Genomic DNA, 13,339 nt, shown 5'->3' on the forward strand with positions numbered 1-13,339 from the left:
TGATGGACAACAATCAGGATAAAAAACTAAGTACGCTTCTTTCTGACGTGAACGGTGCCCAGGTAACGGGTTCTGATGATATAACGGTCAATGCACTTGTACTTGACTCACGCAAAATTCTTCGCGGCAGTCTGTTCGTGGCACTCAGAGGAACGCAGACAGACGGGCACCAGTATATTGGGAAAGCAACAGAAATGGGCGCGAGTGCCATTTTATGTGAAGAACTGCCCGTGCAAATCAGTGAGCACGTCACCTATATCCAGGTAGAGGACTCGGCGGCAGCAATGGGACTCATCGCCTCTGCTTTTTACGGACATCCTTCCAGAAAGGTAAAACTGGTGGGAGTGACAGGGACCAATGGAAAAACGTCGGTTGCGACCTTCCTTTTTCAGCTGTTCCGCGCGCTGGGCTACCGGTGCGGGCTGCTTTCTACTGTTCAAAACCAGATCGAAGACGAGGTAATCGCCTCTACGCATACCACGCCTGATTCCATTGCATTGAATCACCTGCTTTCGCAAATGGCGGCTAAAAACTGCACGCACGTGTTCATGGAAGTGAGCTCGCATTCAGTGGCGCAGCACAGGATTACAGGTCTTCAATTTGCCGGTGGTATTTTTACCAACATCACCCACGACCATCTTGATTTCCATAAAACCTTTGACAACTATATCGCTGCCAAAAAAGGCTTTTTTGATCAGCTGCCGAAAGGTGCTTTTGCATTGGTGAATATCGACGACCGCAGAGGAGCTGTAATGGTGCAGAATACAAAGGCGAGAATTGAAACCTATTCTTTGCAGACACTCGCGACTTTCAAGGGAAAGATCATTTCCGATACGCTGGCCGGCATGCATATGGATGTGAACAACCAGGAAGTCTGGTTCAGGGTGATTGGCCGGTTTAATGCATACAATCTGCTTTCAGTATACGGGGCGGCGGTTTTGCTGGGTGAGAAGGAAGATCTGGTACTGACCGAATTGTCTAACCTGAAAAGTCCTCCCGGCAGATTTGAGCAATTCCATTCTGCCGATGAGATCGTCGGGATCGTGGATTATGCACATACCCCCGATGCACTTGAAAATGTACTGGAAACAATCACGCATTTACGGAATGGAAATGAGCAGGTGATTACCGTTGTGGGCTGCGGAGGAAACCGCGATGCTGAAAAGCGGCCGAAAATGGCTGCTATTGCATGCAAGTTCAGCAATAAGGTAATTCTGACTTCGGATAACCCGAGGTTTGAAGATCCAATGGACATTCTGGAACAAATGCAGAAAGGGGTACCGCCACTGGACTATAAAAAAACAACTACCATTGCCGACCGCCGGGAAGCGATTTTCAAAGCCGGATTGGCGGCAAATCCGGGTGACATTATATTGATTGCAGGTAAAGGCCACGAGAATTATCAGGATATACAGGGCGTCAAACACCATTTTGATGACAAGGAAATATTGCTCGAAGTGTTCGAAAAGCGGTATTCCAATTAAAAACACAATGGCTTTTTGCGTAGTCTTGGAAAAGCCCCAACTTTGCAGCCGTCACCCCCAATAAGCTTTTTCATGCTCTATTACCTATTTGATTATCTGGACAGGAACTTCAATATACCCGGCGCGGGGGTGTTCCAGTACATTTCTTTCCGCGCATTGGGAGCAACTGTGCTGTCACTTTTTATTGCTGCCACTTATGGTAAGTCGATAATCAATTTTTTGAGGAGAAAGCAAATGGGCGAGTCGATCCGTGACCTTGGGCTGGCCGGACAAATGGAAAAAGCGGGTACTCCAACAATGGGCGGCTTTATCATCCTGGCTTCGCTGCTGATCCCGGTAATCCTCTTCGCAAAACTCACCAATGTTTACATTGTATTGCTGATCATAACTGCCATTTGGACTGGTTTGATCGGGTTTATAGACGATTATCTCAAGAAATTCAAAAATAACAAAGACGGGCTGCATGGCCGCTTCAAGATTGTTGGCCAGGTGGGATTAGGTATTATCGTGGGTGTCACGCTGTCTTTTAATGACAGCGTGCGGATCAGGATATATGATCAACCGTTACTTAGTTCAAGTTTAGGCGAAATCCAGCGCTACCGCGACATTATTCACCCGACAGTCACGACAATCCCTTTTACCAAAAACAATGAATTTGATTATAAGACATTGCTTTTTGGTTGGCTGCCGGAAGAATATACCTGGGTGATTTACACGATCGTCGCCATTTTTATCATTACCGCCATTTCGAATGGGGCGAATATAACAGACGGAATTGACGGCCTCGCGGCAGGTGTTTCGGGTATTATTGCATTGACGCTCGGGGTACTGGCTTATCTTTCAGGTAATACCAAGTTCTCGCAGTATCTGAACATTATGTACATTCCAAACTCAGGTGAGCTGGTGATTTTCTGTGCGGCATTTATAGGTGCCTGTGTCGGGTTTTTATGGTATAATGCATACCCCGCGCAAGTATTTATGGGTGATACGGGCAGCTTGATGCTGGGCGGGGTAATTGCTGTAATCGCGCTCGCAATCCGTAAAGAATGGCTTATTCCTATTATGTGCGGCATTTTCATAGCTGAAAACATGTCGGTGATCATGCAAGTCAGCTATTTCAAATATACAAAGCGAAAATACGGCGAAGGCAGGCGCATATTCCTGATGTCGCCCCTGCACCATCATTATCAGAAAAGGGGAATCCACGAGTCAAAAATCGTAACCAGGTTCTGGATCGTAGGAATTATCCTGGCAATCCTAACGCTTGCGACGCTGAAGTTACGGTAAAAGGTGAGCCCTTTTTTGTTTTAAGCCTTAGCTTAGAGCTCGCTAGTTTCAAGCCGTCGGCTAAAGCCGACGGTAAAAGATTAGCAAGTTCCTGTCCGTCGGCTTCAGCCGACGGCTACCGGGCTAAAGCGGACGGCTTAGCGCCCTACGGCCTCGCTGTATCTTCTTGGATCGTAGCCTTTCGCGAAAAGTGGATATTGATCAAAAATCCGCCTTACGACGCTTCTGTAATGGTTATTTGAGTTTTCAACCCCTTTGAAGATTCCCGACGCATAACCTCTCCAAACTACCTGGTCGCTCTCCGCGTCGATTAGCGACACGATCAGTGTTCCCTTGTCTAGTGCATATTTGATAGGTTCATAGCGGAAGCCGTCATTTTCAGTATCCACCCAGTTTTTAATAACCGGCTGCATATAGCCCTGATAGCGAAGGTTATCGTAGAAAATTCCGTAGTTAACCAGCAGCGTAGGTTTGTCTGCCGTGAGTTTGTACCCACGCACCTGCATTTGCCGGCGAATCGCTTCGTAGATCTCGGTACAAAGGTTGTTGGTATCACGTTCACATTCCAGGAACGTATAGGAAGAGTAATCTTTGAAATTGGTTTCGTAACTGTAATCGTGCTCAACGAACACTTTCCGGCCGCTGGAGCAGCCCGCTATGATCATTACAAGAAGTAGTGCAGAATAGATAGAAATAGACCTCAGCATAAGCGTTTAATTTGTCAGGTTGAATAAAATATATCTGTAATCGTTTGATACAAAACATTCTAACCAATAACTTATAACTGACTCCTGGTAAAAACTATCCCAAATAATAAGCTATTGATTTACGCATTTCAGGAGCTGTAACTACTATATCATACGCACATTGCCCTGCTCCTTTCAGCAATGAAAACCGCACTTCTTTTCCTCTGTTCTTTTTATCCTGCTTCGTCAATGCAATGATTTCCTCGACATCTTCGCTACTGATCTTCACTTTTCCGTAAGTCGCGAAAATGAATTCTTCGATCTCGGTCAGCGTATCCTGTGTGATCATTTTACGCTCAAACGACAGATAACTTTCCATGATCATCCCGATTGCGATCGCTTCGCCGTGGTAAAGCCTTTTATTTGCCGATTTGTTCAAGAAGCAGGTTTCTACCGCATGCCCCAGCGTATGTCCGAAATTCAGGATCTTACGCAGCCCTTTCTCAGTTGGATCCTGGTCTACCACGTTCTGCTTGATCTTTACGGAATGCGCGATGAGGTCAGGCCATTTCTGCGTTTCAAAATCTTTTTGTCTGATTTCGTCCCATTTCGCAGCATCTGCAATCAGACAGTGCTTGATGATTTCTGCGAATCCCGACCTAACTTCTCTCTCAGGTAAGCTGCCTAGAAAAGAAGGGTCGATCAAAACACTTTTTGGAATATTAAAAACACCTAAGTGGTTTTTAAAACCCTGAAAATCAATTCCCAATTTCCCTCCGACACTGGCATCAACCTGTGAAAGCAAGGTCGTCGGCACCTGTATAAAATCTATTCCACGTTTGTAAACTGCCGCGCAAAAACCGCCCATATCTCCGATCACCCCGCCACCTATATTGATGACTAATGCGTGCCGGTCAAGTTCTTCTTTTGTCATTGCCTCCCAGATCTTCTCACAGGTCGACAAAGTCTTATTCGCTTCGCCGCTTGGAACTGTGACGACGGTATGTTTTGGTAAAACCTCTTTCAAAGTCGGATAACAATACTTTTTGGTATTACTATCGGCAATAACAACGACTTTCGAATAATTGGCGGCACTTAAAAAATCCGGCAAGCTTTCGCTTATCGGCGCAATGATAACTGACTGATTCATTCCAGGTTGAATTGAGACAAGCTCATCACAGATACGATGAGCGCATCCAAATGGATGCGTAGATTTCACGTTTTTTGAAATAAAATTCTGGAAATCTCATTTAAAGATAGGAATTATAATGTTCATCAAAGAAAGCTTTCAGCTTTGTTGATCAGAAAAATTTTCTACACTCCACATTTTGCCGGCAACTGTGCCACACGGCCGCTGGTTTGCGTTTTATTTCGTAAAATTGCCTTTCCAAGTTTAAGCAATTGATCCAATTTTTTCCCTCAACGAATGAGTGCTGCACTGATCTCAGGAATCCAACAAGTAGGAATAGGTGTTCAAAACGTGCCCGACGCATGGAAGTGGTACCGGCAGGTACTGGGCTTTGACGTACCGGTTTTTGACGAAAAGGCAGAGGCTCCTTTGATGATCCCCTACACGGGCGGAAAAGTACATCAGCGGCATGCTGTGCTCGCCATCAATATGGCTGGCGGAGGCGGGCTGGAAATCTGGTCATTCACCAGCCGCCAGTCTCAGCTACCTGGCTTTAAGGTCGAGCCAGGCGATCTGGGGATCAATGCGATCCGCTTCAAGGCGCCTGACGTTCATAAAGCGCATGCGTGGATAAAAAGTCAGTCGAAAGAGAAAGTAGGACCGATTGTGAAGCTGCCGGAAGGCGAAGGTTTCTGGGGAAATGATCCTTACGGTAATATCTTTCAGATTACAACAGACAATACGTGGTTTCAAAAAACGGGCTCGCCGATAGGAGGAGTTGCGGGTGTGGTAGTGGGCGTTTCAGATATTGATCAATCCCTTGCCTTTTATAAAAGCTTGTTACAACCGCTGGAAGTGGTTTATGACGAAACCGGCGTTTTCTCGGATATACCATCGTCCCTGCCAAACCAGCAATTCCGCAGAATGCTGCTCCGCAAGAAATTTACCCCTGAAGGTGCATTCAGTAAGTTGTTGGGCGATATTCAGATCGAGCTGGTCCAGGCGCTGGACCGGACTCCCAAAAAAATATTCGAAAACCGTTACTGGGGAGATTGCGGCTACATTCACTTGTGCTTTGACACACTTGATATGAATGCCCTAAAAAGCAAGTTGCAATCGCAGGGTTACCCATTCACAATCGACAGCGAAAGCTCTTTCGGAATGGAAGCAGCGGCCGGGCGTTTTGCGTATCTGGAAGATCCTGACGGCACATTGATCGAGCTGGTAGAAACACATAAGGTACCAATCTTGAAGAAAATCGGCTGGTTTATGGATTTACAAAAACGAAAAACGCAGAAGCCGCTCCCCGACTGGATGTTGAAAACAATGGGTTTCGGCCGTGTGAAAGATTAATGTTTGATCACTTTGTACCTGCTGCCAATCCAGGCAAGCAGCGGCAAGCCGAAAAAGACGATTAATGCAGTCGACCACCCAGCAAATGCGCCGATAATCAATGCGAGGAGCGTGACGATTACGGGATACAGGTACATCAGCATTCCAAATAATACGGAATCGTAAAATACAGACCGTCCGGTTAACTGGGCGGTCTTTTTTGTGAAGAATGAGTAAAGCGGCGCGTGGATCATCCTGCCGATCCAGCCTAATCCTCGCATAACAGGATTGGTGCGCGGCGGAACTGTGCAGTCGCTGAAAAAGGAATCGAGTATTCTGTTGCGCTCCTGTACCGAGGCTTCTGCCGGGATTGTGAGGATTACCTCATTCATTTTTCGTTCCAAAATCTCATTGAACTCCCGGAGCCACTTTTCATATTCCTGCGGACTGGTATGAATCTCGTCCTGACTGATTGGCTGACCGAATTTCAATGCGACACGTTTATGAGGCCCGCGAAAATTCTCATAGTTGAGCCCGGTCGGTATTACTTTCATTTGCGGCAATGCATCTTCTCCGAACCAGATTTTATACGCCATTCTGGCTGTGCCTTTTCCCAGCGGGCGCAAGCGCCATTCATTGACACAGATACCTTCTGAAAACACCACAACAGCATCATTTTTCTTTAATGCATCGTGACTTTCCTGGGCCGTCACATCGTGATTTTTGACGTACTGCCGCCCTTCCGAGCCACGGAAAACAGGTATCAGGTTGATCTGCCTTAACCAGAAAGCAGCCGCCTTTTTCTTGAAAACATCCCCGCGTGTCAATGTATGAATTGGCTGGCTCAGCACCGAGCCGATCACAACCGCATCGAAAAAAGAATCAGGGTGATTGGAAGCCAGAAGCAGCGGCTTTCCTTTTGGCAACCTGTCGAAATGCGAGACGCAAAGCTTTCTTAAATAAATCGGCAATGCCAGACGAACGAGAAAACGGGAGAAGTAGTAAAACAAAATGAATGCGGTAAGTTTTTACAAAATTATGTGATTATTTTTTTATTTATCCAGTCAGCTTTCCTTATAGGCGCATTGAAGTTGCTAACTTTGAAACTGCTTGTAACTGGCAATAAGAACATCGACAGGCTAAATTGTAACATATAAAGCAATGCGTTTAAAAGATTATCCGGCAATTATCCGTCAGGCCTGGGCTGGTTTTGATAATTCGATCGGTGTCAAGTTTGTAGAAGATATCAGTGCGAGGGTATCTACCAACCATGTTTTCAGGGTAACACTGGACAATGATGATAAAGTAATCGCCAAGCTGTCATATTTTGGTAAATACGAGCATTTCAAGGAGGATCATCGCATTATACAGGCGCTTTCCAATAACCTGCTTTACCCTTTTGAAAACGTACTCGCCAAATCACTTTTTAAGAACAATCAGGTTTATACATATCGTTACCAGGAGGATTTTGTGGATACCTGGGTCGTTTTTTACAATCCGATCAGGGCGGCTAACCGTTTGCCCCGCCGGTTGAATGAAGACCAGATCAGGAAGCTGGGTGCCGAGGCCGCGAAGTTCCACCAGGCGTGTTTTCGAGCAGGCCGGTCTATTCCCAAATCTTCCAAAAACCTGAGGACCGATATTCAGCACTTGCTGGATATTCTTGAAACGGATACGGGGCAGTATGAACACCGTGGCTATATCAACATCCTCAAAAGGCAATGCGATATATTTATGAAAAATATACAGCGCCTCAATGTAAGCGGATTCGATCTGATGCCCGTTTTCGTAGACTGGAACATCGGGAATTTTTCGGTAACAGACGACCTGAAACTCTTTTCAAGATGGGACTACGACTGGTTTCGTGTCTCGTCCAGGGTAATGGATTTCTATTTCTTCAGCCGGGTTTGTTCCAATGTGGGCGACAAGACGGTTTTCAGTTATCTAATCGGGCCGCTGATGGAAGAACGCTTTATGATTTTCCTTGAAGAATACCATAAGATATATCCCTTAACGGAGCGTGAGGTGCGGTTTATGAAGGAAGCTTACCGGTTCTTTATCCTGAATTATGTGATAAAATACGGGAAATACTTCTTCCACCGGGCTTACTGCGCCAAGCTTCAGAAAGAAGCATACGAGCTTTATTTTCCGTCCATTGATGGTTTTGACGCGGACAAAATTCTCAAAAGATTAAATATATAGGCTTTCGCAGGCCACACTTTCACTTCCTTTACTATGGTTCTTGACAATTTCAGATCAGTTATTTCTAAATATGATGTCATATTCTTTGATGCCTTCGGTGTTCTAAAAACTTACAACGGGTTGATTCCGGGGATTGAGAAAACTTTTCAGTACCTGAATGATACCGGGAAAGATTTTTACGTGGTGACCAATGATGCTTCCCGCAGTCCGGAACAGCTCGCTGATTCGTACTTCAAAATGGGTATCAATGATGTGACAGCCGACCGGATCATTTCTTCGGGAATGCTGGCCCGTGAATACCTCGACTACAAATTCCGTGACGGGCTCGTGGCTTATGTGGGTACCGACAATTCTGCGCATTACATTGAAACGCTAGGGTTAAAAACCATTTCAATCCGCCAGGTGAACCTTGACGAGGCAGCCAGCATTAATGCGCTTGTTTTTCTGGATGATGAAGGTTTTGACTGGAACACGGATTTGACAAAAACCCTGAACCTGCTTCGTAAACGAAACATTCCTGTCATTGTAGCCAATACTGACAAAACATACCCTGCTTCAAAGAACCGCCTTTCCATCGCAGTAGGTGCATTGGCAAAAATGATTGAAGACACGATCGGGAGACAGTTCATCCGCTTTGGAAAACCTGATCCGCAGATGTTCATTTTTGCTTATCAGCACATTAAAAACTATCCGAACGTAAGCAAGCGGAACATTCTCATGGTGGGAGATACCCTGCATACCGACATTCTCGGAGGTAATAAATTCGGGCTTGATACCGCGCTGGTACTGACCGGGAATACACAGGCCGAAGATGCCGAGGTGCGTATCAGGGCTACGGGCATCATTCCAACCTATATCTCTGTGTCTGCAGTGGTTGAATAAGTACATTCAGGGAAGCTACGCAGCTTCCGAAGGTTAATCCATGCGCCCCATTTGCACATCTGTTCCAGCCGTTGACTATCGGCTGTGAAGGTTCCTTGTTGTCTGGACCTAAAATTTCACTTGGTTTGTACTATGCAGGCTGTTTGCCTGACTTAATCTGTTTTTACTCAAAGTAACACACACATGTTAGCTAAAACTTACGGAAGCGCCGTGTTCGGCGTAGATGCTACCATCATCACCATCGAAGTTAATGTAGGGCAGGGACTCGGCTTCTTTATGGTCGGGCTGGCGGATAGTGCGGTGAAGGAGAGCCAGCAGCGGGTGGAGGCGTCTCTCAAATACTTTGGTTATAAAATGCCGAGGCAGAAACTGGTCGTTAACCTCGCGCCTGCCGATATCCGTAAAGAAGGTTCTGCATACGATCTGCCGATTGCACTTTGTACGCTACTCACCTCCGAGCAGCTGACCTGTGAGCGGAGTTTGGAAGACTATATTATCCTGGGGGAACTTTCGCTGGACGGGATTCTGCGTCCGATAAAAGGAGTGCTCCCGATCGCCATTGAAGCACGGAAGCAGGGTTTTAAAGGAGTGATCCTGCCCGCTGAAAATGCATATGAAGCCGCAATTGTCAATAATATCGATGTAATACCCGTCGAAAATCTGCCCGATGCAATCGCGTTTTTTGAAGGAAAGCTGGATATACCACCTGTAAAGGTTGATACGCGCGATTTGTTCTTTGCCAATCAGAACGAGTATGATGCTGATTTTGAGCATGTACAAGGTCAGGAGAATATCAAACGCGCACTTGAAATTACAGCGGCGGGCGGGCATAATGCGATCATGATTGGTCCGCCGGGAGCCGGCAAAACAATGCTGGCAAAACGGATACCCAGTATTTTGCCTCCACTCAGTTTGCCCGAAGCATTGGAAACTACCAAAATCCATTCAGTGGCAGGCAAGCTGGGGCAGCGCGCTACCCTCGTTTCGCGCCGGCCGTTTCGTGCGCCGCACCATTCGATCAGCGATGTTGCGCTGGTGGGAGGCGGGAGTTATCCGCAGCCGGGGGAAATATCACTGGCGCATAACGGCGTGCTGTTTTTGGACGAGCTGCCCGAATTCAAGCGAACAGTGCTGGAAGTAATGCGGCAGCCGCTGGAAGAAAGAAAAGTATGCATTTCCCGGGCCAAAATGGCGGTGGAGTACCCGGCCAACTTCATGCTCATTGCAAGTATGAACCCCTGCCCTTGCGGCTATTACAATCACCCTGACAGGGAGTGTGTATGCGGGCCGGGAGTTGTTCAAAAGTACCTCAACAAGATCAGCGGTCCATTGCTTGACCGCATCGACTTGCACGTGGAAGTTACGCCGGTGTCGTTCGACCAGATATCATCTACCCGGAAATCCGAGAGCAGCGCTGAAATACGGGAGCGCGTGATTCGTGCTCGGCTTATGCAAACGGAGCGTTTTAAGGACAAAAAAGAGATTTATTCCAATGCGATGATGACACCGGAAATGGTAAAGGAAATCTGCGTGATTGAAGAAGCAGGAAAGACGCTTTTGCGTAAGGCAATGGAAAGGCTGGGGCTCTCAGCCCGCGCCTATGACCGCATTCTGAAAGTCTCCCGCACGATCGCCGATCTCGCCGGCAGTGAATCAATCAAAGTAGAGCACCTCGCCGAGGCGATCCAGTACCGGAGTTTAGATCGGGAGAACTGGGCTGGATAAGGATCTCATTATTCAATTTTTTTAAACCTTAAATTTGTTAAATTTGGAAACACAACTTTTAGAAAGGCCAATTTTAAAAACGGAGATGGGTAAGCGAATTGTTTCAGACATTCTCAATGAACCGGACGCGTATTTCGTAGTTCAAGCCGTTACCGAGGTGCTTAATGACGAGCGCGAGCGTCGTGCTAAATTCTATAACGAGATCACCGAAGAGCAGAAAATCGAGTTTATCAATGGAGAAATAGTTGTTCATTCTCCTGTGAAACTCGGCCACAACTTCGCAACAAGTATGCTTTCAAGAGCATTAAGCATTTATGTTGGGAAAAACGACCTGGGCTACGTTGGTATTGAGAAGATTATGATTACGCTTACCCGAAATGATTATGAACCAGATATTACCTTTTTCGGAAAAGAAAAGTCTATTCATTTCTCAAAAGACTTAACACTTTTTCCTGCTCCGGATTTCGTAGTAGAAATTCTTTCGCCTTCTACTGAAAAACGTGATAAGGGCATCAAATTCAAAGATTACCAAGCACATTCTATCAAGGAATACTGGATAATCGATCCTGAGATTGAGACTTTGGAACAATATCATCTAAACGGAGATGAATATGAGCTGGTACTAAAATCCGGTAATGGGACTGTGACCAGCTTCGCAATTCCCGGCTTTCAAATTCCGATACAAGCTATCTTCAATGAAGCCGAGAACCTGAAAGTCCTTCAAAACTTCTAAAAAACTCAAAGCTCCTCTACACTCACTCCACCCAGCTCCTGAAATAGCGTTTGCCAGTAATGCGTTACGTGCGGGTTGTTTTCTTTGGTAGAAGCAGTTGGTTCAAAGGGTGAGACAATCGTAACCTGCGGCGAGCCTATCGCATATTGATTCAGCTTTTTAGTATCTGCCTTTGCGTCTGCCTCTGCCTCGGCGTCAGTTTTTGGCGGCTTAATATGGAAATCCCTGCGGTCTGCACCCTTTACACTTTCCACCATATCACTGAAATAGTAGACCTTTACTTCCGATCCGCTTTCGCCGGCTTTGGCAATTACAGGCAAGCTTGCCCAAATATCCGTTTGCAAGTTGGAAGCGCCTGTGTTCTGCTGGTTTAATTTGGCCAGTAACTGCCTCAAATATATCCCCTTTTCTTTTTGAAGTGCGAGCTGGAATGCAGTCTCAATGCCCTCACGGTCGGTTGCATTTGCGCTTTCCATATCATCTTTCTCACTTCTTACAGTCAGCGACAACGCGCGTGCTTTTGAGGTATTTTCGTGGATAAAATACACTTCCAGCTTATCGCCTTTGTTCCGCATGTTGGTTTCTACAATATCTGTCAGCGTCTGCCGGTACTTTTCATTGACATAGTTCCTGTCTACATGCACGCTCTGCGTTTTATCCAAAAAAACCAATGTATAGATAGGGGTATCAGGAGCTGACTTCGTTTCTTCCTTCTCGCCGCCACAGGAAAGGAATGAAAAGGAAGCAGTGAAAAGCAAAAGAGCAGCCAATAGCCGCGCTTGTTTTCTATTCAAAATACGATCTGAAAAAAGCCGATTTATCCGAGGTTTCATAGGGTCAATTTAATTTGGCTAAAACTAATCTGTTCATAAATAGCACACAACGGCAAACGGGTGAGTGGTGGAAATATTTTAAGTAAAAACAGAAAACCCTTCAAAACGTGTGCCTTGAAGGGTTTTACTTATGATGTTCTGTGTGATCAGCGGATTATTTATGTTGCTCCTGGATCAGCTCAACCAATTCTTCCGAGATACCTGTCGATGAGTAACCGCCGTCGTGGTAGAGGTTCTGCATGGTAACAAAACGGGTGAGATCGGAGAAGAGCGTGATCGCATAATTGGCGCAATCATCTGCCGAAGCATTCCCCAGCGGACTCATTTTATCTGCAAAATCATAAAATGCATCAAATCCCGCTATTCCCGAACCAGCTTTTGTTTTGGTAGGAGACTGTGAAATCGTATTTACGCGAACGTTCTTCGCTTTTCCATAACGGTATCCATAGCTGCGGGCAATGCTTTCCAGCAATGCTTTCGCCTCGGCCATATCATTATAGAAAGAGTAGGTTCTTTGGGCTGCAATGTAGGATAATGCAACAACTGAACCCCAATCGTTCAATGCGTCCTGCTTCTCGGCCACCTGCATGAATTTGTGCAGTGAAAGTGCAGAGATATCAAGTCCTTTTTGAAACCATTCATAGTTCAGATCGCCATATTCTTTGCCTTTTCTCACATTCAGAGACATTCCGATTGAATGCAGCACAAAGTCTATTTTGCCACCCAGTACTTCGGTTGATTTGCTGAAAAGGTTTTCTATATCCTCAATAGATGTAGCATCGGCAGGAATGATTTCGGCTTCACATTGTTTGGCCAGCTCGTTGATCGCGCCCATACGCATTGCGATCGGCGCATTGGTCAATGTGAACGTAGCACCTTCTTCTTTTGCTTTCAAGGCTACTTTCCAGGCGATCGAGTTTTCGTCCAATGCACCTGAAATAATTCCTCTTTTTCCTTTTAATAAACCGTAAGCCATATTTTCCTCTCTATTGATTAATTAGGATAAGTCCGTTTAAGGCGGCAAAGTAAAGCATTTTTGGTTGGTT

Annotated in this window: 12 protein-coding genes; 7 read left to right on the forward strand and 5 right to left on the reverse strand. The window is 45.9% G+C overall.

The window, feature by feature from the left end; genetic code table 11:
• Positions 1 to 2 precede the first annotated feature (2 nt).
• Together AC1XTG_RS13950 and mraY are read left to right on the forward strand one after the other, a co-directional pair.
• Complete coding sequence (locus tag AC1XTG_RS13950) at positions 3 to 1,484, forward strand: UDP-N-acetylmuramoyl-L-alanyl-D-glutamate--2,6-diaminopimelate ligase (RefSeq protein WP_056290882.1); 1,482 nt, start codon at positions 3 to 5, stop codon at positions 1,482 to 1,484.
• Positions 1,485 to 1,556: 72 nt separating this feature from the next.
• A complete protein-coding gene (gene mraY, locus AC1XTG_RS13955; protein ID WP_056290883.1) occupies positions 1,557 to 2,771 on the forward strand; it encodes a phospho-N-acetylmuramoyl-pentapeptide-transferase in 1,215 nt (404 codons plus the stop codon).
• 137 nt (positions 2,772 to 2,908) lie between these two features.
• Here the strand turns inward: mraY and AC1XTG_RS13960 are convergent, their stop codons facing one another.
• Positions 2,909 to 3,478 (reverse strand): DUF4136 domain-containing protein, encoded by a 570-nt coding sequence (locus tag AC1XTG_RS13960; protein ID WP_056290885.1) that lies wholly within the window; start codon positions 3,476 to 3,478, stop codon positions 2,909 to 2,911.
• Positions 3,479 to 3,572: 94 nt separating this feature from the next.
• Entirely contained in the window at positions 3,573 to 4,607 is a 1,035-nt protein-coding gene (gene aroB, locus AC1XTG_RS13965; RefSeq protein WP_056290887.1) for a 3-dehydroquinate synthase, read from the reverse strand.
• Positions 4,608 to 4,883: 276 nt separating this feature from the next.
• Between aroB and AC1XTG_RS13970 the strand changes: the two genes are divergently transcribed.
• Positions 4,884 to 5,939: a VOC family protein gene (locus AC1XTG_RS13970; RefSeq protein WP_056290889.1), complete on the forward strand. Its 1,056-nt coding sequence runs from the start codon at positions 4,884 to 4,886 to the stop codon at positions 5,937 to 5,939.
• On the opposite strand, the gene AC1XTG_RS13975 is transcribed toward AC1XTG_RS13970, so the two are convergent.
• Entirely contained in the window at positions 5,936 to 6,928 is a 993-nt protein-coding gene (locus AC1XTG_RS13975; RefSeq protein WP_056290891.1) for a 1-acyl-sn-glycerol-3-phosphate acyltransferase, read from the reverse strand. The genes AC1XTG_RS13970 and AC1XTG_RS13975 overlap by 4 nt on opposite strands.
• 151 nt (positions 6,929 to 7,079) lie before the next feature.
• Between AC1XTG_RS13975 and AC1XTG_RS13980 the strand changes: the two genes are divergently transcribed.
• The 4 genes from AC1XTG_RS13980 to AC1XTG_RS13995 all read left to right on the forward strand — a co-directional run bounded on the left by AC1XTG_RS13980 (position 7,080) and on the right by AC1XTG_RS13995 (position 11,460).
• Positions 7,080 to 8,120, forward strand: a complete 1,041-nt coding sequence (locus tag AC1XTG_RS13980; protein WP_056290893.1) for an aminoglycoside phosphotransferase/kinase family protein — start codon at positions 7,080 to 7,082, stop codon at positions 8,118 to 8,120.
• A gap of 33 nt (positions 8,121 to 8,153) precedes the next feature.
• A complete protein-coding gene (locus AC1XTG_RS13985) occupies positions 8,154 to 9,002 on the forward strand; it encodes a TIGR01459 family HAD-type hydrolase (protein WP_056290895.1) in 849 nt (282 codons plus the stop codon).
• Between the two features lie 183 nt (positions 9,003 to 9,185).
• Positions 9,186 to 10,727, forward strand: coding sequence for a YifB family Mg chelatase-like AAA ATPase (locus AC1XTG_RS13990; protein ID WP_056290897.1), 1,542 nt, complete (start codon positions 9,186 to 9,188; stop codon positions 10,725 to 10,727).
• 85 nt (positions 10,728 to 10,812) lie between these two features.
• On the forward strand, positions 10,813 to 11,460 hold the full coding sequence (locus tag AC1XTG_RS13995) for a Uma2 family endonuclease (RefSeq protein ID WP_484842408.1): 648 nt from the start codon (positions 10,813 to 10,815) through the stop codon (positions 11,458 to 11,460).
• 5 nt (positions 11,461 to 11,465) lie between these two features.
• Here the strand turns inward: AC1XTG_RS13995 and AC1XTG_RS14000 are convergent, their stop codons facing one another.
• Both AC1XTG_RS14000 and AC1XTG_RS14005 read right to left on the reverse strand, forming a co-directional pair.
• Positions 11,466 to 12,254 (reverse strand): hypothetical protein, encoded by a 789-nt coding sequence (locus AC1XTG_RS14000; RefSeq protein WP_484842409.1) that lies wholly within the window; start codon positions 12,252 to 12,254, stop codon positions 11,466 to 11,468.
• Between the two features lie 193 nt (positions 12,255 to 12,447).
• Entirely contained in the window at positions 12,448 to 13,269 is an 822-nt protein-coding gene (locus tag AC1XTG_RS14005) for an enoyl-ACP reductase FabI (RefSeq protein WP_484842410.1), read from the reverse strand.
• Positions 13,270 to 13,339 lie beyond the last annotated feature (70 nt).

This window comes from Dyadobacter sp. HNCC25DJ183 (genome assembly GCF_056895175.1).